The sequence below is a fragment of the Streptomyces hyaluromycini genome, assembly GCF_002217755.1.
GTDB lineage: Bacteria > Actinomycetota > Actinomycetes > Streptomycetales > Streptomycetaceae > Streptomyces > Streptomyces hyaluromycini.
This window is the reverse complement of sequence record NZ_BCFL01000043.1, coordinates 1-18,948: the sequence shown is the minus strand read 5'-3', so window position 1 is coordinate 18,948 and position 18,948 is coordinate 1. Positions and strand designations below refer to the sequence as shown.

The following is an 18,948-nucleotide window of genomic DNA, read 5'->3' as shown; positions in this document are numbered from 1 at the left end:
CGGCCCGTGCCGCACCCCGCGTGCGGGACTCCGGTCACACCGAGTCCCGCACGTTCAGCGTGACCTGTCAGCACCGTCGGGCACCAGCCGGGCCTCGGCCGCGCGGCGGAAGGCCGTGCCCAGAGGGTGCTGGTCGCCGGCGCGCGTGGCCAGCACGACCTGGACGGGGGCGGCGTCCTCGACCGGGACGAGGGTGATGTCCGGCCGCACACTGCCGCGGAACCCGGCCGGCGCCAGGGACACCACCTCACCGCTCGCGACCAGCTCCAGCTTGTCCTCCAGCGTCTCCACCATGGGGCCCAGGTTGGTGTGGCCGGGGGGATTCGCCCCGATCCGGTCGGCGCCGGTGAAACGGGGGAGCGGCTCGTCGGCGAAGTCGGCGAGGGTGACCGACTCCTTGCCGGCCAGCCGGTGGCCGAGCGGCACCAGGAGGACGCGCGGCTCGTCGTAGAGGACCGTGATGTCCAGGCCGTCGGAGGAGAACAGGAACCGGGTCACCACCACGTCGACCCGGTGGTCCAGCAGCGCGTCCCGCGGTTCGTTCCAGTCCACGTGCAGGGTGCGGACGTCGGCCGCCGGGTGGCCGTGGCGCAGCTCGCGTACGGCCGGGGTGACGATCATGTTGGTGGTGTAGCCGACGGTGAACGTGCCGTGCGCGGCCGCCGAGCGCGCACTCGCGGCGGCCCGGCCCGCCGTCCGCAGCAGCTCCCTGGCCTGGGGAAGGAAGACCTCCCCGGCCTCGGTGAGCCGGGTCCCGCGCGGCGTGCGGTCGAGCAGCCGGGCGCCCAACTGGTGCTCCAGACGCCGGATCTGACGGCTCAGCGACGGCTGGGCGAGATGCAGTGCGTCGGCCGCGCGGCCGAAGTGCAGCTCCTCGGCGACCACGGTGAAGTAGCGCACCAGGCGCAGCTCCAGGTCCACCGGCGGTACGAGGGAATCGGGCACGCCTCGACTCTACTCCCGCCGCCGTGAGCTGCGGTCATGACCGGACGGGCATCACCGGGTGCGGAACAGGTCTTGGACCCGGGGCCCGGGCCGGGCGCACGCTGGAGTCATCCCAGCACATTCACTCTCCGTGAGGTGATTCGTCATGCGTGTGTTCGTCACCGGCGCCACCGGGTTCATCGGCAGCGCGGTCGTCCGCGAACTGCTCGGCGCCGGCCACCAGGTGCTCGGTCTCGCCCGCTCGGACGCGGCCGAGGCGGCTCTGAAGGAGGTGGGGGCGGAGGTGCACCGGGGCGACCTGAACGACGTCGACGGGCTACGGGGCGCGGCGGGAGCGGTGGACGGGGTGGTCCACACGGGGTACAACCATGACTTCTCCGACATGCCCGGCGCTCTCCGTACCGAACTCGACGCGCTGAAGGCCCTCGGTGACGCGCTCGCCGAGTCCGGCCGGCCTCTGGTCGTCACCTCCGTGACCGGCCTCCTCGCCCCGGGCCGCCTCGGCACCGAGGAGGACACGCCCGACCTCGCGGGCCCCGGCGCCCACCGGGCCGAGGCGGAACGCTCCGCCCTGGCCCTGGCCGACCGCGGGGTGCGGGTGTCGGTGATCCGGCTCCCTCAGGTGCATGGAGCAGGCGACCACGCCTTCGTCCCGTTCCTGATCGGCGTCGCCCGCGACAAGGGTGTCGCCGCCTACCTGGGGGACGGCACCAACCGCTGGTCGTCCGTGCACCGTCTCGACGCCGCCACCCTCTACCGCAAGGCCGTGGAGACGGCTCCGGCCGGGGCCGTGCTGCACGCGGTCGCCGACGAGGGCGTCCCGCTCCGCGGCATCACCGAGGTCATCGGCCGCCGCCTCGACGTGCCGGTCGTTTCCCTCGCACGGGAGGAGGCGTCCGGCCACTTCGGCTGGATGGCGGCCTTCGTCGGCAACGACAACCCGACATCCGGCGCCGCCACCCGCGAGCGGTACGACTGGCGGCCCGCGCAGCCGGAGCTGCTGGCCGACCTCGACCAGGACCACTACTTCGGCTGAGCCCCCCGCCCGGCCTCAGGTCAGCCCACCTTGGTGTCGGATTTCCGCCAGCATCGGCCCCACCCGGTGGCCGATGCTGGACCCATGCAGAAAGGGATGCACCTCGACCGCGAGCACTGCGTGCGGGCCGTGCAGTCGAAGGACGCGCGGTTCGACGGCTGGTTCTTCACGGCCGTCCTGACCACCCGCATCTACTGCCGGCCCAGCTGCCCGGTGGTACCGCCCAAGCCCGAGAACATGACGTTCTACCCGAGCGCGGCCGCCTGCCAGCAGGCCGGGTTCCGGGCCTGCAAGCGCTGCCGTCCCGACACCAGCCCCGGTTCCCCGGAGTGGAACCAGCGCGCCGACCTGGTCGCCCGCGCCATGCGGCTGATCGCCGACGGGGTCGTGGACCGCGAGGGCGTTCCCGGCCTCGCCGGCCGCCTCGGCTACAGCCCCCGGCAGGTGGAGCGCCAACTGCTCGCCGAACTCGGCGCCGGCCCGCTGGCCCTCGCCCGCGCCCAACGCGCCCAGACCGCACGCCTGTTGATCGAGACGACCGCCCTGCCGATGGCGGAGATCGCCTTCGCGGCCGGCTTCTCCTCGATCCGCACCTTCAACGACACCGTCCGCGAGGTCTTCGCCCTCTCCCCGAGCGAACTGCGCGACCGCCGCCCCAAGTCGGCGCATCAGGCCCCGGGCGCACTCGCCCTCCGCCTGCCCTTCCGCGCCCCCCTCAACCCCGACAACCTCTTCGGCCACCTCGCGGCCACCGCCGTACCCGGCGTCGAGGAGTGGCGGGACGGCGCCTACCGGCGGACCCTGCGGCTGCCGTACGGCCACGGCATCGCCGCCCTCGCCCCGAAGCCCGACCACATCGCCTGCCGGCTCACCCTCAGCGACCTGCGCGACCTGCCCGTCGCCATCAGCCGGTGCCGGCGGATGCTCGATCTGGACGCCGACCCGGTCGCCGTCGACGACCGGCTGCGCGCGGATCCCTTCCTGGCGCCGCTGGTCGACAAGGCGCCCGGGCGGCGGGTGCCGCGCACGGTCGACGAGGCGGAGTTCGCCGTCCGGGCCGTGCTCGGCCAGCAGGTCTCCACGGCGGCCGCCCGCACCCACGCGGCCCGCCTGGTGACCGCCCACGGCACCCCGGTGGACGACCCCGAGGGCGGCCTCACCCATCTCTTCCCGTCCCCCGAGGCGCTCGCGGAGGTGCCCCCCGACTCCCTGGCGATGCCCCGCACCCGCCGCACCACCTTCACCACACTGGTCGGCCGGCTCGCGGACGGCACCCTCCACCTGGGCGTCGAGAGCGACTGGTCCGAGGCGCGCGCCAAGCTCCTCGCCCTCCCGGGCTTCGGCCCGTGGACCGTCGACGTCATCGCCATGCGCGCCCTCGGCGATCCCGACGCCTTCCTCCCCACCGACCTCGGAATCCGGCGCGCCGCCCAGGAGTTGGGCCTGCCCGGCACCCCGGCCGCCCTCACCGCACGCGCGGCGGCCTGGCGCCCCTGGCGGGCCTACGCCGTCCAGTATCTGTGGGCGACCGACAGCCACCCGATCAACTTCCTACCCGTATAAGGACGTTGCCGTGAAGAACCACACCGTGACCGACAGCCCCTACGGCCCCCTCACCCTGGTGGCCGAGGACGGCACCCTCTGCGGCCTCTACATGGAGGACCAGCGCCACCGCCCGCCCGAGGAGACCTTCGGCGACCGCGACGACGACCTCTTCGCCGAGGCCGAGGACCAGCTCTCCGCCTATTTCGCGGGCGAGTTGAAGGAGTTCACCCTCGAACTGCGCCTGAACGGCACCCCGTTCCAGCGCGGTGTCTGGGAGCAACTGCGCCTGATCCCCTACGGCGAGACCCGGTCGTACGGCGAACTGGCCGAAGCCCTGGGCAATCCGCAGGCCTCCCGCGCGGTCGGCCTCGCCAACGGGAAGAACCCGATCGGCATCATCGTGCCCTGCCACCGTGTGATCGGCGCGAACGGCAGCCTCACCGGCTACGGCGGCGGCCTGCCCCGCAAGCAGCGCCTGCTGGACTTCGAACGGGGAGCGGGCCTCTTCTGACAGCCCGGCGACCGGGTCAGTCGCCCAGCACCCGGCGCAGATAGGCGTTGCCGAAGCGCCGGTCGGGGTCGAGCCGGTCGCGCAGTGCCCTGAACTCGTCGAACCGGGGATAGGCGGTCGCGAAGTAGGCGGCGTCCCGGGTGTGGAGCTTGCCCCAGTGCGGCCGCCCCTCGTGCGCGACGAAGATGCGTTCCGCCTCGGCGAAGTACCGCCGGCAGGGCATGCCCCGGTACACATGGACGGCGATATAGGCGCTGTCGCGTCCGGACGCCGTGGAGAGGGCGATGTCGTCGGCGGGGGTGGTGCGGACCTCGACCGGGAAGCCGATACGCAGATCGGAGCGCTCGACCATGGTCTTGAGCTCGCGGAGGGTGTCGAGGACGGCCGCGCGCGGGACGGCGTACTCCATCTCGATCATCCGGACGCGGCGCGGACTGGTGAAGACCTTGTAGGGGATGTCCGTGTAGGTCCTGGCCGAGAGGCCCCGGCTGGTGATCCGTGCGATCGCCGGTACGGCGGCGGGAACGGCCCGGCCCACGGAACTGAGCGCCTGGAAGACGTTGTTGGAGAGGAACTCGTCGGCGAACCACGCCTTGAGCCGGCCCAGCGGTGCGTGCGGGCCGACGGTCCGGTTGTTGCGCAGGGTGGTGCAGTTGTCCGTGTGCGGGAACCAGTAGAACTCGAAGTGGTCGTTGTGCGCGTGGAGTTCGTCGAAGGCCGCGGTGACCTTGTCGAACGTCATGGGTTCCTCCTGCGCGGCGAGGAGGAAGAGCGGCTCGACGGCGAAGGTGAGCGAGCTGACGACACCCAGGGCGCCGAGTCCGACGCGCGCCGCCGCGAACACCTCCGGGTTCTCCGTCGCCGAGCACCTCAGCAGCGAGCCGTCCGCCGTCACCAGTTCCAGGCCACGGATCTGCGCGGAGATGGCACCCGAGGCGCGCCCGGTGCCGTGGGTGCCCGTGCTGGTGGCGCCGGCCACGGTCTGTTCCATGATGTCGCCCATGTTCGTGAGCGACAGGCCCTGCGCGGCCAGAGCCATGTTCAGCGTCCTGAGCCGGGTGCCCGCCGCCACCGTGACGGTGCCGGCCTCCCGGTCGATCGCCCGGATGCCGCTGAGCCGGTCGGGGCGGATCAGTACGCCGTCGGTGGCGGCGGCGGTGGTGAAGGAGTGGCCGCTGCCCACCGCTTTCACGGGCAGCCCGTCCTCGGCCGCCTGGCGGACGACGGCGCACAGCTCCGCCACCGAGGCGGGGGAGACCACCCGGGCCGGGCGGGCGGTGACGTTCCCGGCCCAGTTCCGCCAGGTGTCCGGCTTCGGGCTCGTTCTGTGCTGGGGGACGTCGGAGCGGAGGGTGTCCACGGCTTTCCTTCCTTCTGGGGGTATCGGGGGTCGGGCGCGGGGTGGCCCGGCGCCGCTATCTGACGGACCGAACGCGGTACACGAGCAGGACCCCCACGCTCGCGGCCACGCCGACGCAGGAGAACAGGAGCGGATAGCCGCGGTCGGAGGTGATGACGAAGCTGGCGATCAGAGGGGCCAGCGCGGGCGGGACGATCGTGCCGATGTTCATGATCCCGAGGTCCTGGGCCCGGCTCTCGGCATCCGGCAGGACCTGGGTGATCAGAGCCTGGTCGACGGCCATGTAGGCGCCGAAACCGCCGCCCATGACGGCGGACGCGACCAGCGTGACGCCGAAGTCGGGGAAGCTCGCCAGCAGGAAACCCGAGGTCGCCTGGAGCAGCGCCGCCAGTGCCACGAAGATCCGCCGTCTGCCGAGGCGGTCGGAGAGCACCCCGGCGACGGAGCTGGCCAGGACACCGGCCAGGAGGTACAGGGCCGTGCAGGCCAGCAGGCTGCCGGCCGGATCGGGGACCTTCAGGTCGTCGGTCAGGAAGTAGAGGGTGTAACAGACACCCAGCGAGTTCGCCAGGTTGACCAGCAGCCGTCCGCCGAACGCCCAGGCGAAGTCACGGTTCCTGAGCGAGCGGCCCATGGAGGTGAGCAGCGTGCGCAGCCGCAGCGCGGGCTCGGAGCCGTACGTGGTGTCACGGAAGCGCGCGAGGAACGGCAGGGTGCAGACGATCAGCAGGGCCGCGACGACGAGGTAGCCGCTCGCGGGGGAGAGCGCGAACGCGGAGACGAGGGCGATGCCGGTCACCACGCCGAGGGACTGGGGGCCGTAGATCGTGCTGGACACCACGCCGCGCTGGCCGACGGGGACGCGGTCGGCGATCATGGCGGTCAGCCCGGCGGTGGCGGCGCTGAGGCCGACCATGCTCGCCGACCACGCCAGGGTCACGCCGGTCACCGTCGTCTGCTCCCCGGTGACGGCCAGCCCGGCCGCGAAGGACAGCGCACCGCCCGCCAGCCAGAGCCTGCGTCGTCCGAAGCGGCTCCGGGAGCGGTCGCACAGCGCCCCGCACACCGGGAGGGCGACGAGTGAGACCAGTCCGGCGAGGGCGTTGACGACGGCGAGGCTCCGGACCTTGGACGCCGGGTCGATGATCTCCAGCTGCTGGGGCAGCAGCAGTTGCAGGGGGACCAGACTCGCCATCCAGTATCCGAACCAGACCAGGCCGAACAGGGTGATCCAGCCCCGGGAGACGGGATCGGTCGGCGCATGGCCGGCGTCGGTCGCGGCAGCGGCCGCCGGCATGGGGGCCGGAGGGTGGAAATCGGTGGGCATACGGCCTCCGGGGAGCGGAAACGAGGCTGTTCGGGACCGGATCAGGAACGGCTCACAGGAAGGCGTGTCCCTCGCCCCGGTAGGTCGCGACCTCGTCGACGATCTCCGCGCCGGACACCAGGTGGAGTGTGTTGACGCGTTCGCACAGCTCGCCGGCCTTGGCGTGCCGGAACCACACGTGGTCGCCGAGCCGCAGTCCGTGCGCGGCGGCGCCCAGGACCGGGGTCTGGACCTCGCCGGCCCCCTCCCGGGGGTTGGTGCGCAGGCCCTGCGGCCAGGTCAACGTGGGCTGACGGTCGAGGCCGGCCGGGCCGGAGGCGATCCAGCCGCCGCCGAGCACGGTGGCGATCCTGGCGCTCGGGCGGCGCACCACGGACATGACGAAGAAGGCGGCGGGACGGGGGCGGAAACGCCGGTAGAAGTCGAAGAGCCCGGGCCCGTAGAGCCCCGATCCGGCACCGATCTCGGTGATGACGTGTTCGGAGGAGGTCTGTTCGATGGAGCCCGTACCGCCGCCGTTGACGAACTCCAGCGGTGCCACGGCCTCCACGGCGGCCACGACCGCCGCGCGCCGGTCGGCCAGTTCGGCGGCGGAGAGGCGCTGCATGGCGCGGATCGCGGCCCGCCTGAGCAGCGACCCGGGCTGGTTGTCGCCCAGGCCGGCGATCTGGCCCTCGTAGGACATGAGCCCGGCCAGCCGGAATCCGGGCCGGTCCTGGACGGCGCGGGCGAGTGCGGCGGCCTGCCGGGGGGAGTGCACGGGCGACCGGTACGGACCCAGGTGGACGCGGCCTCCGGCCAGTTCCAGCGAGGCGTCCAGATCGATGCAGACGCGGATGTCGGGGCGGGAGGCGCCCACCGCCTCGTCCACGAAGTCCAGCTGGCCTATCGAGTCGATCATGAGGGTGATGCGCGAGGCCGCGCGCTCGTCCGAGGCGAGCCGCCGCAGTGCGGTGCGGTCCGTCGTCGGATACCCGATCACCACGTCCTCGTGCTCCTCGGCCAGCCACAGGGCCTCCGGCAGCGTGAAGGCGAGGATTCCCCGGTACCCCGGACGCCGGACGGCACGCCCGATCAGCTCGCGGCTGCGGACCGACTTGCTGGCCAGACGGATGGTCGCCCGTCCGGCCGCCCGCTGGGGCAGCTCGGCGGCGTTGCCGTCGAAGGCGTCCAGATCCACCACGGCGAACGGCGGGTCCAGGTGTTCCGTGGCCCGGTTCAGCTGGATCATCCGGTCCTGGTCCGGTCCGCCGACAGCGGCTGCGGCCCCTTTGGCGTCCTGCCGGAACGTGCCGTGCGTACTCACATCCGCACCCTTTCTGGGAGGTTCGTTCGAAGAGCGGGCGGGGGAAAGCCCCCCTCAGTTCCCGGATGACGGGATCCCCGGAGCGGAGAGCAGCCGTGCCCGTTGCCGCCGGCCTCTGGCCTCGACGACGGGGATGATGCGGCGCATCAGCCCGGGGAGGACTCCGGCGATCCGCTGCACGCGGCCGGCGATCGGCGGGAACACCACTTCGACCGGCCTGCTGGTGACCGCGTCGACAACGGCCTCGGCGATCTGCTCCGGGGCGTACGACTTCTCCGCGAAGGCGATGGCGGAGGTGGGGTCTGCCATCTCCTGGACGAGCATGCCGGTCCGGGTGGACGGCGGGTGGACGATCGTGAAGTCCACCGGTCCGTCGCGTTCCTCCATCGCGACGCTGTGGTGGAAGGCGCGAAGTCCGTGCTTCGTCCCCCCGTAGGTGGCGTATCCGGGCAGTGGCAGGAACGACGTCATGCTGCAGACGTTGATGATGTGACCGTGGCCCTGCGCGGTCATGCGTCCGAGCGCCGTGCAGACCCCCGTGACGGTGCCGAGCAGGTTGATCTCGACGATGTCGCGGTGCTGCTGGGGGCGGAGATCGCGGGCGTTCCCGGTGTGGGTGATGCCGGCGTTGTTGACCAGCACGTCGACGGCCCCGAATCGTTCCTGGGCCGCGTCGAAGGCCCGGCTCCACTCCTCGGGGGAGCGAATGTCCAGGGCGTGGGCGGCGGCGCGTTCGCCGAGGGCGCGGGCCCGGGTCAGGACGGCGTCCTCGTCCACGTCGGTCAGCAGGACGCGATGGCCGCGGGCGATCGCCAGTTCCGCGATGGCGGCTCCGATGCCGCCGGCCGCGCCGGTCACGAGGATGACCCGGCTCTTCTCTGATGTTCGGGACATGGCCACAGACTCTCCTGGTCAACTGTCCAAGTCAATTGTTCAGATCGAATTCGCGCGAATTGTTGCTTCGGGACTTCGGAACTTCGGAACTTCGGGACTTCGGGACTTTGGGGCTCACATCCGCACCAGCTCGACGCGGCCGCCGTTGAGTTCGGCGGCGCGGACGGGGTCGTCCGTCGGGGCGGTGGCGGCGAAGAGGGTGCGCCCGTCGGCTCCGGCCATCAGGCAGCTCAGGGTGTGCTGGCTCGTGGCGACCCGTTCGACGACCCGGCCGCCCGGTGCGACGCGCACGCACTCACCTCGCAGGGCGTTCGCGACCCATATCGACGTGCCGTCGGCGTCCCATGCGATGCCGTCCGGTGCGATCGGGGACGAGGAGCGCCTGGAGACGGCGGGGTGGTCCAGGACCGCCGAGATCCTGCGGGTGATGCGGCCGGCCGTCCCCGGGTGGTTCACGAGGCGCCACAGGAGCGGTGGGATCAGGGGTGCCCACGGTCTCGGATCCGTCAGGGAGCCGTCGGGGTTCCTGGAGAAGGCGGTCAGTCGCATGGCCAGGCTCTCGGCCACGATCACGCTTCTGCCGTCGGGACTGAGCAGGGTCCCGTTCGGGAAGAGCAGGGGCTCGGTCAGCCCGAGCAGGCTGCCGTCCGGCGCCAGGCAGGCGACCGGCGCTCTCGGCGGGCCGGGCGGCGCGTAGAGCATGGAGTTCGGGTGTGCACGGACGTGGGCGTGGTAGTCGAAGCCGAAGTTGCCGACGTAGGCACACCCCTCGGGGTCGACGAGCATGTCGTTGACGGGACCGCCGGCGATGTGGCGCAGGTCGGCGTGTTCGACCAGTCCGCCGTCGGCCTCCAGGCGGTACACGCAGCCGCCGTCCATGGAGACGACGAGCAGGCGGCCGTCGGGCAGCCAGCCGAGTCCGCCCGCCCTGCCGGGGACCTTGAGCACCGTCTCCGGCTCTCCGGTGCCGTCCCATCGGTGCACCGTGCCGTGCGCGAGATCCGAGAACCACAGGGCTCCCCGGTGCCAGCGCAGGGACTCGGGAACGCCCAGGCCGCTCAGTGCGACCGATGCCGTCCTTTTCATCCGACCGCTCCTTCAGGGCGCGGGATCGAGAGGGTTCAGCACTCCTCCCGCGACTTGGACGCTTGTACAAGACGCTTGACTTGTACGGGCGACCGTCTCATTCTGGGCGAAGAGAAGTCAACGTTCCGGTGGGGAGTTTTCGTGACCCAGAACCAATCCCTCGTCGCAGCAGGACCTCCGGCGGGGGCACGTATCGCGGTGGACGACCCCGCCACCGGAGCGGTGGTCGGCGAGGTGCCCGACACGTCCGCGGAAGAGGTGGCGCGGGCGGTGGAGCGTGCCCGGCGGGCGCAGCGGGGCTGGGCCGGGCTGGACACCCGGGTTCGCGCCGGGTTCCTGGCGCGCGGCCGCCGCTGGCTGCTGGCCCACCGGGAGGAGGTCGCCGACCGCATCGTCGAGGAGAACGGCAAGGCGCGGGAGGATGCGATCGTCGAGATCGTCTACTGCGCCGCCGCCTTCTCCTACTGGGCGAAGCGGGCCCGCGGCCTGCTCGCGCCGGCGAAGGTCCGCTCCCTCTCGCCCTTCGTCCTCGGCCGCAGCATGTACACGCGCAGGGTGCCGCGCGGTGTCGTCGGAGTCATCGGCCCCTGGAACAACCCGCTGCTCAACTCCTTCGGGGACGCCGTCCCCGCGCTCGCCGCCGGCAACGCGGTCGTCCTCAAGCCCTCCGAACAGACCCCGCTCACCGCGCTGCTCATGGAGCGGATGGCCCGCGAGTGCGACTGGCCCGAGGGCGTCTTCCAGGTCGTCACCGGCGCGGGCGCCACCGGGCGCGCGGTCGTGGACACCGTGGACTTCGTGATGTTCACCGGATCGACCAGGACCGGCCGCCAGGTCGCGGCCCGGGCGGGCGAGCGCCTCGTCCCCTGCTCACTGGAGCTCGGCGGCAAGGACGCCCTGGTCGTCCTCGCCGACGCCGCCCTGGAGCGGGCCGTCAACGTCACGATCCAGGGGGCCCTGTCCAACGGCGGGCAGATGTGCACCTCGGTGGAGCGGGTCTACGTCGAGGCGCCGGTGTACGACGCGTACCTCACCCTGCTGCGGGAACGGTTCCAGCAGGTCACCTCGGGCCGGCCGGCCGGGCTCGGCAGCGTCGACGTGGGCGCCGTCACCTTCCCGCTCCAGCTGGCGGTCATCGAGGACCATGTCGAGGACGCCGTGCGCAAGGGCGCCCGCGTGCTCGTCGGCGGACGGGCCTCCGCAGGACCCGGCAGGTTCTTCGAACCGACGCTGCTCGTCGACGTCGACCACAGCATGAAGTGCATGCAGGAGGAGACCTTCGGCCCCACACTCCCGGTGATGAAGGTCGCCGACGCTGAGGAAGCCCTCCGCCTGGTCAACGACAGCAGATACGGCCTCCAGGCCTCGATCGTCGGATCGGACATGAAGCGCGCCCGCCGCCTCGCCGAACGGTTCGAGGCCGGATGCGTCACCATCAACGACGCCCAGACCAACTACATGGCCCTGGGCCTGCCGATGGGCGGCTGGAAGGAGTCGGGCCTCGGGGTCCGCCACGGGGCCGAGGGATTCCTCAAGTACACCCGGCTCCAGGCCGTCAGCGCGAACCGGTTCCCGATGCGCCGGGACATGCACATGATCCCGTACGAGCCCTCGGCCTACCGGTTCCTCCTCCGCCTGGTGGACGTCATGTACGGCAGAGGCCTGCGCGGCCGCGCCGATTAGCGCCGCACGAACCCGCAGTTGACGCAGTTCACGCACCCGGCACTTCACGAGAGGGCCAGACCATGACCATGACCCCCGAAGCGATGACACACGCTTCCGTCGGCACCCTGCCCGAAGGCGTCTCCCTGCCGCTGCCCCAGCGGAACCTGAGCTTCGAGCAGGAGCGCGCGGTGCGCAAGCAGGAACTCGCGGCGGCGCACACCCACTCCGTGCACGGCAAGGCCTTCTCCAGCCTCGGCGTCCCGCTGGCACCGATCACCCAGGACGCCTGCGCCTTCTACGAGGACCACGGCATCTACTCGGACTACCGGGGCGTGGTGAACGACACCGAGGAGGGCCGGCGCATCGGCGCGGCCCTGGGTGACGGCAAGGCCGTCGTGCTGCGGAACCACGGACTGCTCACGGTCGGCGCGTCCGTCGCCGAGGCGGCCTGGTACTTCATCACCATGGAACGGTCCTGCCAGGCCCAGCTGCTGGCCATGGCCGCCGGGGAGCCCGCACTCATCGACCCCGAGACGGCGCGGACCGTCCGCGACCAGATCTCCGGTCCGCTGGCGGGCTGGTTCCAGTTCCGTCCGCTCTGGGACCAGGTCACCGCGGAACAGCCCGACCTGTTCGACTAGGCCGCTCGCGGGCGGGCCAGCGTCAGGAGGTGATCGCCGGTCAGGCGCAGGACCTCGCGGCTGTGCTCGCTGTCGCGGTCGACCAGCCAGCTCAAGGTGATGCCGTCGAGCACCGCGTTGAGGTACCGGGCCAGCACCGGGACGGGCACGGCCCACTCGATGCCCGCGGCCTCGGCGGCCTCCTCCAGGAGCTCCTGGTGGACCTCGCGGTAGTGCTGGTACTGACGCCGGGCCAGGTCCTCGAACCCGGCCTGGCGCAGGGCGTAGTGCGTGAGTTCATAGCTGACCTGGTGCTCTCCCGGACTGAGCTCGACGGTGCCCCAGAAGGCGCCCAGGCTCCTGGTGATCCGCGATCCGAGGTCGCCCTCCCCTTCGAACGTCTTCCGCGCGGCGGTCACCGTGGCGTCGGTGAAGCGGGTGAGGACCTCCTGAAGCAGTTCCTCGCGCGAGTTGAAGCAGTAATGGAAGACGCCCAGCGGCATTTTCGCCTCGTTGACGATGGCCCGTGTGGTCGCCTTCACGACGCCCTCCCGGATCATCACCCGAAGCGCCGCCGCGATCAGCTCCTCGCGTCGGTCCTTCGCTGCCATACGGGACATCTGGCTCGCCTTCTGCTTCGAGAACGGAATGCGTGTGCCCCCATGCTATCGCAGCGTCTTGGACGGTTGACCAAATCCGCGATTCTTCGCTTCCGCACCCGCAGCGCCGCAGTGTGGGGCACTGTCACGCTTCACGGGGCCGAAGTGACAGTCACCCTCGAAGAACCCGTTGCCTCGGAGGAAGCCCAGCCTTTCGCAGTCCGCCGGTGCGGTCGTGCCGCCGGCTCCGGCACCGTGACTCGAAACGGGGCCAGAGCCGGATCGCTGCCCGGAGTGCTGGAGCGGCACCGGCGACGTACTGCCCGCCTGATCGGGCAAGTCAAGTCCGCGGTCAAAGAGTTGGCGGTGCAGCCCGCCGTCGTCGGCCGTCCCTGCCCTCGGGTGCGAGACATCCTTACGGCACGCGGGCGACGCCGACGTAGAAGCCGCTCAGTTCCTCGGTGGGAGCCGGTGAATCCTTGTACCACCTGGTCGCTGTGACCAGCCCTGGAGCCACCAGTTCCAGGCCCTCGAAGAACGGCTCGATCTCGGCCCGCGTACGCATGCGCAGCGGGATCTCGCCCTTGCGGTAGGTCGTGGTCACCGACTTGGCGAGGTGCGGGTGCTCATCGGTGGTGCCGTGGGAGAACATGAAGTAACTGCCCGGGGGCAGCGCGTCGAGAAGCGTCCGTGTAAGACCGTAGGGGTTTTCGTCGTCGGTGATGAAGTGCATCAGCGCGATCATCGACAGCGCGACGGGCCGGGTGAAGTCCAGGAACGTACGGGCGTGGTCGAGGATGACTCCCGGCTTCCGTACGTCGGCCTCGATGTAGTCGGTGCTTCCCTCGGGACTGCTGATGAGCAGAGCCTCGGCGTGCCGCAGCACGATGGGGTCGTTGTCGGCGTAGGCGATCCGCGCCGACGGCACTATGCCTTGCACGATCTGATGCAGGTTCGGCTGGGTCGGGATGCCCGTACCGATGTCGAGGAACTGGTCGATGCCGTTGCCGGCCAGCCAGGCCGCCGCGCGGTGCATGAACGCCCTGTTGCGCATGGCGTTGAGACGCGCTTCCGGCGGCAGCTTCGACGCCACCTCCTCGTCAACCGGATAGTTGTCCTTGCCGCCCAGCAGCCAGTCGTAGACGCGTGCCGGGTGGGGCCTGCTGGTATCGATACGACTTTCGCAGGAGGGGTCTGCCGTCATGCATGACTCCAGCGTGTGACTAGATCGCTGACCGACTCACCGTGGTCGCTTCGGGCGCCGTGGAAGAGGCAGTAGAGGGCATGGCGATTGTGCCATCGGCCCAGCCCTCACGCAGAATTGGCGCTCGATGTCCGCGCGACCGGTCGCGCCGCGGTGCTGGCCTCCCGCTTCCGAGAGGGCGGAGGTCCGGTCCTTGATCCGATAAGCGAGGGGCGACGGGTCGTACCCGCGTGTGCGTGTCGAGGGCAGTCGGCAGGAGGGCGTGTGCGGATGTGACCGGGAGCAGCAGGCCGGTGTGATTTGCCGAGATCCGAGTCTGCGGCGACACGGCATGAGTATGGGTGTCGCCTCGGCTCAAAGTGACTTGAGGGCAAGGGAGTTGTCCAGCCGGGGCCGTGTAGTGTCTTGCCGCGTGCTGGCTGAACAACGACATCAACTCATCCTGCAGGCGTTGAGATCCGGCGGCACCGCCACCGTGACGGATCTTGCCGGTCGCCTGGAAGCCAGTGCCGCGACAGTCCGTCGTGATCTCCTCAAGCTGGAGGAGGACGGGTTGCTCACGCGTGTTCATGGCGGAGCGGTCATCGAGGAGGACCCCGCGCCGTTCACCGAGGCTGCCGAAGCCCAGTTGGATGCGAAGGACGCCATAGCCGCCAAGGCGGCCACGATGATCGAGGACGGTCAGTCGGTCATCCTCGACTCCGGTTCGACCGTCTACCGCCTGGCCCGCCGGTTGCACGGGCGTCGGATCACCGTGATCACCAACAACCTGGCGGTGTACGAGGAACTCGTCCCGGACGAGAACGTCGAGCTCATGTTGCTCGGCGGCATGGTCATCCGGGAATCGCGCATGCTGGACGGCTTCATGGCAGAGGACAACCTTCGCCAGGTGCACGCCGACTGGTTCTTCATGGGGGCTTGCGGCGTCCGCGCGGGTGCTCAGGTCATGGACACCACGGTCGCCGAAGTACCGGCCAGACGTGCCATGATCGCCGCCAGCGACAAGGTGGCTCTGCTTGTGGACGACACCAAGTTCCCCGGAACCGGCATGGTGAAGATCTGCGATCCGGAGGACCTGGACGTCGTCGTGACCAACGCACGGTCCGGCACTGCGGCCTGGACGGCGTTGGAGGAAGCGGGCGTGATCGTGATGCGGGTGAGCCCCGGCAGAGCCTAGGAGCCGCTCTCCCCGCTCAGCCGATGTACCAGCTTGGGCAGCGCGGTACCGATCGGTTCGCGGATGATCTCGTCGGCGAGTTCGTCGTACGGCGTCGACTCGGCGTTGACGATGACGAGCCGGGCGCCGTGGTCGGCGGCCACGCCCGCGAGGCCGGCGGCGGGCTGGACCTGGAGGCTGCTGCCGACGGCGATGAAGACGGTGCAGGCCTTGCTGATGGCGAGGGCCTCGCCGAGGACGTCCGGGTCGAGGCGTTCGCCGAACATGACGGTCGCGGACTTGAGGATGCCCCCGCACTGCAGGCACGGCGGGTCCTCCTCGCCGGCCTCGACGCGGGCGATCGCGTCCGCCATCGGCCCCCGGACATGGCACTTGGTGCACACCACGCTGCGCGCCGATCCGTGCAGTTCGAGGACCTTGCGGGCGGGCATCCCGGCGAGCTGGTGCAGTCCGTCCACGTTCTGCGTGATCACCCGTACGGGTGTACCCGACTTCTCCAGTTCGGCGACGGCCCGGTGTGCGGCGTTCGGCTCGGCCTTCAGCGTCCGGTTCTTGCGCCGCATCTGCCAGGACCGGCGCCGGATCTCCGGATCGCCCATGTAGTACTCGTACGTCACGAGCTTCTCGGCCTCGGGATCCTTCCGCCACAGCCCGTTCGGGCCGCGGTAGTCGGGGATCCCGGAGTCGGTCGAGATACCGGCGCCGCTGAGGATGGCGACGAGGGGCTTGGTCATGTGTTCGAGGGTAGGGCGGGGCCGGTGCGGGCGGCGAGCGGATATCGGTGGGCTGCTCAGCTCACCCGGTGGCCGTTCTCCAGCTCGGCGGTGCCCGAGCCCTCGGTCAGGACGTCCAGTGCGGCCAGGACGCGGCGGCCCAGCGAGCCCGGCAGATGGGCGGTGAGTTCCGCGCGGGGGACCAGCCGCCAGGACACCAGCTCCTCCTCCTGGAGGCGGATCGCCTTGAGGTCCGCGGCCGAGACGACACCGCCGTCGTAGAGGTAGGCGACGATCGGCGGCCGGCCCGTGCCGTGCACCCAGTCCACGGCCAGCAGCCGGCCGATCTCGCGGTCCAGGCCGATCTCCTCCAGGGTCTCCCGGCGGGCGCCCTGGCGCGGCGTCTCCCCGTCGTCGGACTCGACGGTTCCGCCCGGCAGGGCCCAGCCCTCCCGGTAGTTGGGCTCGACGAGCAGCACCCGTCCCTCGGCGTCCCGGATGAGCGCGGCGGCCCCGGCGAGGATCCGGGGAAGGCTCGCGATGTACTCGGCGTATGCGTCAGTCGTGGTCACTCGGGAAGAGTAGCCAGTGCGGACTCCGCGTTCGTCCGGGCGAGGCGCGCGGTGCGCTCCGCCAGGTCGCTGATGCGGGCCCCGTCGAAGCCGAAGACGGCGCTGCGGACCGTGTCCTCAAGGGGGGCCTTCCACTGGTCCGGGACGGCCCTCGCGCCGGTCAGCACCCCGGCCACCGAGCCCGCCGTCGCGCCGTTGGAGTCGGTGTCCAGGCCGCCGCGCACGGTGAGGGCGATGGTTCGGGTGAAGTCGCCGTCGCCGTACAACAGCCCGGCGGTGAGGACGGCCACGTTCGGGACGACGTGGATCCAGCCGAGGCCGGAGGTCTCGGCCGAGACGGTGGTGAGGGTGTCCTCCCAGCTCAGCCGGGTCTCGTGGAGGGAGACGACCCGGCGCACGGTCCGGGCCAGGCGGCAGCCCGCCGGTACGACGGTGAGCGCGGTGTCGACCGCCTGCCGCACCGTCGGCGCGGTGAACGCCGCCGAGACCAGCGCGGCGGCCCACATCGCGCCGTACACCCCGTTCCCCGAATGGGAGAGCACCGCGTCGCGGCGGGCCAGGGCGGCGGCCCGCCGCGGGTCTCCGGGGCAGGTCCAGCCGAAGACGTCGGCGCGGATCAGGGCGCCGATCCACTCCTGGCAGGGGTTGTCGTAGGTGGCGGTGAGGGGCGGTTTCAGCCCGTTGACGAGGTTGCGGTAGGCGGCCCGTTCCGCCGTGAAGGTCTGGAGGTACGGCAGCCGTTGCAGCCACAGCTCGCCGACCTGCTCGGTGCTGAAACCGAAGCCGTGGGTCTCCAGCAGGTGCAGGCCGAGGATCGCGTAGTCGACGTCGTCGTCGCGGCAGCTGCCGTGGACGCGGCCGCGTACGCACTGCCGCCACTCGGGGCGCAGCTCGCGGGCGTCGCTCTCGTCGGCGGGCTCGGGGAGGTAGTCGCCGAGCGGCAGGGCGGCGGCCCGCCGCAGATAGCCGTCGATGCGCTCACGGGTCCACAGATCGCCCCGCTCGACCGGTTTGCCGAGCATGTTGCCCGCGATCCGGCCGAGCCAGCCGCCGAGCACACGGTCGGCGAACTCGGGTCCCATAGTGCTCATGGCTGTGGTCTACCCGTTTTCGGGCCTCCTGTCTTCCCAGCCGGTTCCCAGCCCCTTCCCAGGCTTCGGGCGGGGCATGACGGGGAGGGCGTCCTCCGGTTAAGGTCACAGCGGCGCGACTGGCCTTGACGTGCACGAGGCCCGGAGAGCAAGGGGATACAGGTGACACAGCGCGTGCTCATCGCCGCGGACAAGTTCAAGGGCTCGCTGACGGCCGTGCAGGTCGCCGAGCGGGTCACGGCGGGGCTCAGGCGGATCGTGCCCGGCCTCGACGTCGAGGCGCTGCCCGTCGCGGACGGCGGGGACGGCACGGTGGCCGCGGCCGTCGCGGCCGGATTCGAACGGCACGAGCGGGCGGTCGCCGGGCCGCTGGGGCAGGAGGTCACCGCCGCGTTCGCGCTGCGCGACGGCACCGCGGTCGTGGAGATGGCCGAGGCGAGCGGCCTGCAGCGGCTGCCCCGCGGTGTCTTCGCGCCCCTGACGGCCTCCACGTACGGCTCCGGAGAGCTGCTGCGGGCCGCGCTGGACGCGGGTGCGCGCACCATCGTCTTCGGGGTCGGGGGAAGTGCAACGACCGACGGCGGCGCCGGGATGCTGTCGGCGCTCGGGGCGCGGTTCCTGGACGAGGAGGGCGAACCGGTTCCGCCGGGCGGCGGCGGCCTCGCCGACCTGGCCCGCGTGGACCTGTCCGGCCTGGACCCGCGCCTGTCCGCCGTCGATCTCGTCCTCGCCAGCGACGTCGACAACCCGCTCACCGGCCCGAAGGGCGCGCCCGCGGTGTACGGCCCGCAGAAGGGGGCCTCGCCGGACGACGTGGCGGCCCTGGACGAGGCGCTGACCCACTTCGCGAAGATCCTGGAGGCCGAGGCCGGCCCGCGCGCCGTCGAGTACGCGACCGCGCCGGGTGCGGGGGCCGCCGGAGGCATCGGATACGGCGCCCTGCTGCTCGGTGCCCGCTTCCGGCCCGGTATCGAGGTGATGCTCGACGTCCTGGGCTTCGCGCCCGCGCTGGAGCGGGCGTCGCTGGTGATCACGGGCGAGGGTTCGCTGGACGAGCAGACCCTGCACGGGAAGGCGCCGGCCGGGGTGGCGGCCGCGGCGCGCGCCGCGGGCAAGGAGGTCGTGGCGGTGTGCGGCCGGCTCGCCCTGCCGCCGGCGGCGCTCGGCCGGGCCGGGATCCGCCGGGCCTACCCGCTGACCGAGGTCGAACCCGACGTGGTGAAGTGCATCGCGGACGCCGGGCCGATCCTGGAGCGGGTGGCGGAGCAGATCGCGCGGGACTTTCTCTGCTGAGGGC

General features: G+C 71.4%; 18 protein-coding genes. 7 read left to right on the top strand and 11 right to left on the bottom strand.

From position 1 onward, the window contains the following. Window positions 1-54: 54 nt before the first annotated feature. The gene (locus SSP29_RS50125) at window positions 55-945 is read right to left on the bottom strand and encodes a LysR family transcriptional regulator (RefSeq protein WP_089107710.1); all 891 of its coding nucleotides are present in this window, start codon (window positions 943-945) and stop codon (window positions 55-57) included. Between the two features lie 145 nt (window positions 946-1,090). On the opposite strand from SSP29_RS50125, the gene SSP29_RS50120 reads away from it, so the two are divergent. From SSP29_RS50120 to SSP29_RS50110, 3 genes are all read left to right on the top strand, one after another. Beyond that, window positions 1,091-1,981 (top strand): SDR family oxidoreductase, encoded by an 891-nt coding sequence (locus SSP29_RS50120; RefSeq protein ID WP_089107709.1) that lies wholly within the window; start codon window positions 1,091-1,093, stop codon window positions 1,979-1,981. Between the two features lie 96 nt (window positions 1,982-2,077). Next, window positions 2,078-3,544, top strand: a complete 1,467-nt coding sequence (locus tag SSP29_RS50115) for an AlkA N-terminal domain-containing protein (RefSeq protein WP_089107708.1) — start codon at window positions 2,078-2,080, stop codon at window positions 3,542-3,544. Window positions 3,545-3,554: 10 nt separating this feature from the next. Further along, complete coding sequence (locus tag SSP29_RS50110; protein WP_089107707.1) at window positions 3,555-4,037, top strand: methylated-DNA--[protein]-cysteine S-methyltransferase; 483 nt, start codon at window positions 3,555-3,557, stop codon at window positions 4,035-4,037. 16 nt (window positions 4,038-4,053) lie between these two features. Here the strand turns inward: SSP29_RS50110 and SSP29_RS50105 are convergent, their stop codons facing one another. The 5 genes from SSP29_RS50105 to SSP29_RS50085 all read right to left on the bottom strand — a co-directional run bounded on the left by SSP29_RS50105 (window position 4,054) and on the right by SSP29_RS50085 (window position 10,010). After that, window positions 4,054-5,397: a D-arabinono-1,4-lactone oxidase gene (locus SSP29_RS50105; RefSeq protein WP_089107706.1), complete on the bottom strand. Its 1,344-nt coding sequence runs from the start codon at window positions 5,395-5,397 to the stop codon at window positions 4,054-4,056. Between the two features lie 55 nt (window positions 5,398-5,452). Further along, window positions 5,453-6,724: an MFS transporter gene (locus SSP29_RS50100; protein WP_089107705.1), complete on the bottom strand. Its 1,272-nt coding sequence runs from the start codon at window positions 6,722-6,724 to the stop codon at window positions 5,453-5,455. Between the two features lie 52 nt (window positions 6,725-6,776). Further along, window positions 6,777-7,955, bottom strand: coding sequence for an amino acid deaminase/aldolase (locus tag SSP29_RS50095; RefSeq protein ID WP_218036983.1), 1,179 nt, complete (start codon window positions 7,953-7,955; stop codon window positions 6,777-6,779). Between the two features lie 129 nt (window positions 7,956-8,084). Beyond that, a complete protein-coding gene (locus tag SSP29_RS50090) occupies window positions 8,085-8,924 on the bottom strand; it encodes an SDR family NAD(P)-dependent oxidoreductase (RefSeq protein ID WP_089107703.1) in 840 nt (279 codons plus the stop codon). Window positions 8,925-9,038: 114 nt separating this feature from the next. Further along, window positions 9,039-10,010 (bottom strand): SMP-30/gluconolactonase/LRE family protein, encoded by a 972-nt coding sequence (locus SSP29_RS50085; protein WP_089107702.1) that lies wholly within the window; start codon window positions 10,008-10,010, stop codon window positions 9,039-9,041. Window positions 10,011-10,151: 141 nt separating this feature from the next. Between SSP29_RS50085 and SSP29_RS50080 the strand changes: the two genes are divergently transcribed. Continuing rightward, window positions 10,152-11,693 (top strand): aldehyde dehydrogenase family protein, encoded by a 1,542-nt coding sequence (locus SSP29_RS50080; RefSeq protein WP_089107701.1) that lies wholly within the window; start codon window positions 10,152-10,154, stop codon window positions 11,691-11,693. An 83-nt stretch (window positions 11,694-11,776) separates the two neighbouring features. Then, window positions 11,777-12,316, top strand: a complete 540-nt coding sequence (locus SSP29_RS50075) for a class II aldolase/adducin family protein (RefSeq protein WP_245883598.1) — start codon at window positions 11,777-11,779, stop codon at window positions 12,314-12,316. Here SSP29_RS50075 and SSP29_RS50070 read toward each other — a convergent pair. Both SSP29_RS50070 and SSP29_RS50065 read right to left on the bottom strand, forming a co-directional pair. Then, the gene (locus SSP29_RS50070) at window positions 12,313-12,915 is read right to left on the bottom strand and encodes a TetR/AcrR family transcriptional regulator (protein WP_150136510.1); all 603 of its coding nucleotides are present in this window, start codon (window positions 12,913-12,915) and stop codon (window positions 12,313-12,315) included. The genes SSP29_RS50075 and SSP29_RS50070 overlap by 4 nt on opposite strands. 394 nt (window positions 12,916-13,309) lie before the next feature. Further along, a complete protein-coding gene (locus tag SSP29_RS50065; protein ID WP_089107698.1) occupies window positions 13,310-14,098 on the bottom strand; it encodes an SAM-dependent methyltransferase in 789 nt (262 codons plus the stop codon). A gap of 412 nt (window positions 14,099-14,510) precedes the next feature. Here SSP29_RS50065 and SSP29_RS50060 point away from each other — a divergent pair, with 412 nt between their 5' ends. Then, window positions 14,511-15,275, top strand: a complete 765-nt coding sequence (locus SSP29_RS50060) for a DeoR/GlpR family DNA-binding transcription regulator (RefSeq protein WP_089107697.1) — start codon at window positions 14,511-14,513, stop codon at window positions 15,273-15,275. On the opposite strand, the gene SSP29_RS50055 is transcribed toward SSP29_RS50060, so the two are convergent. The 3 genes from SSP29_RS50055 to SSP29_RS50045 are packed head-to-tail and all read right to left on the bottom strand — an operon-like array spanning window position 15,272 to window position 17,651. Continuing rightward, a complete protein-coding gene (locus tag SSP29_RS50055) occupies window positions 15,272-16,009 on the bottom strand; it encodes an SIR2 family NAD-dependent protein deacylase (protein WP_089107696.1) in 738 nt (245 codons plus the stop codon). The two genes, SSP29_RS50060 and SSP29_RS50055, sit on opposite strands and share 4 nt — an antisense overlap. A 56-nt stretch (window positions 16,010-16,065) precedes the next feature. Continuing rightward, entirely contained in the window at window positions 16,066-16,560 is a 495-nt protein-coding gene (locus SSP29_RS50050) for an NUDIX domain-containing protein (protein ID WP_089107695.1), read from the bottom strand. Continuing rightward, complete coding sequence (locus tag SSP29_RS50045) at window positions 16,557-17,651, bottom strand: ADP-ribosylglycohydrolase family protein (RefSeq protein ID WP_089107694.1); 1,095 nt, start codon at window positions 17,649-17,651, stop codon at window positions 16,557-16,559. The genes SSP29_RS50050 and SSP29_RS50045 overlap by 4 nt, the downstream gene beginning before the upstream one ends. Window positions 17,652-17,825: 174 nt before the next feature. On the opposite strand from SSP29_RS50045, the gene SSP29_RS50040 reads away from it, so the two are divergent. Beyond that, entirely contained in the window at window positions 17,826-18,944 is a 1,119-nt protein-coding gene (locus SSP29_RS50040) for a glycerate kinase (RefSeq protein WP_089107693.1), read from the top strand. Window positions 18,945-18,948: the final 4 nt, after the last annotated feature.

What these genes read in the sequence shown, in the direction of transcription:
- SSP29_RS50120 (WP_089107709.1), top strand. Translation starts at nt 1,091, where the DNA reads ATGCGTGTGTTCGTCACCGGCGCCACCGGGTTCATCGGCAGCGCGGTC.
- SSP29_RS50115 (WP_089107708.1), top strand. Translation starts at nt 2,078, where the DNA reads ATGCACCTCGACCGCGAGCACTGCGTGCGGGCCGTGCAGTCGAAGGAC.
- SSP29_RS50100 (WP_089107705.1), bottom strand. Translation starts at nt 6,724, where the DNA reads ATGCCCACCGATTTCCACCCTCCGGCCCCCATGCCGGCGGCCGCTGCC.
- SSP29_RS50095 (WP_218036983.1), bottom strand. Translation starts at nt 7,955, where the DNA reads ATGATCCAGCTGAACCGGGCCACGGAACACCTGGACCCGCCGTTCGCC.
- SSP29_RS50090 (WP_089107703.1), bottom strand. Translation starts at nt 8,924, where the DNA reads ATGTCCCGAACATCAGAGAAGAGCCGGGTCATCCTCGTGACCGGCGCG.
- SSP29_RS50085 (WP_089107702.1), bottom strand. Translation starts at nt 10,010, where the DNA reads ATGAAAAGGACGGCATCGGTCGCACTGAGCGGCCTGGGCGTTCCCGAG.
- SSP29_RS50075 (WP_245883598.1), top strand. Translation starts at nt 11,777, where the DNA reads ATGACACACGCTTCCGTCGGCACCCTGCCCGAAGGCGTCTCCCTGCCG.
- SSP29_RS50070 (WP_150136510.1), bottom strand. Translation starts at nt 12,915, where the DNA reads ATGTCCCGTATGGCAGCGAAGGACCGACGCGAGGAGCTGATCGCGGCG.
- SSP29_RS50065 (WP_089107698.1), bottom strand. Translation starts at nt 14,098, where the DNA reads ATGACGGCAGACCCCTCCTGCGAAAGTCGTATCGATACCAGCAGGCCC.
- SSP29_RS50055 (WP_089107696.1), bottom strand. Translation starts at nt 16,009, where the DNA reads ATGACCAAGCCCCTCGTCGCCATCCTCAGCGGCGCCGGTATCTCGACC.
- SSP29_RS50045 (WP_089107694.1), bottom strand. Translation starts at nt 17,651, where the DNA reads ATGAGCACTATGGGACCCGAGTTCGCCGACCGTGTGCTCGGCGGCTGG.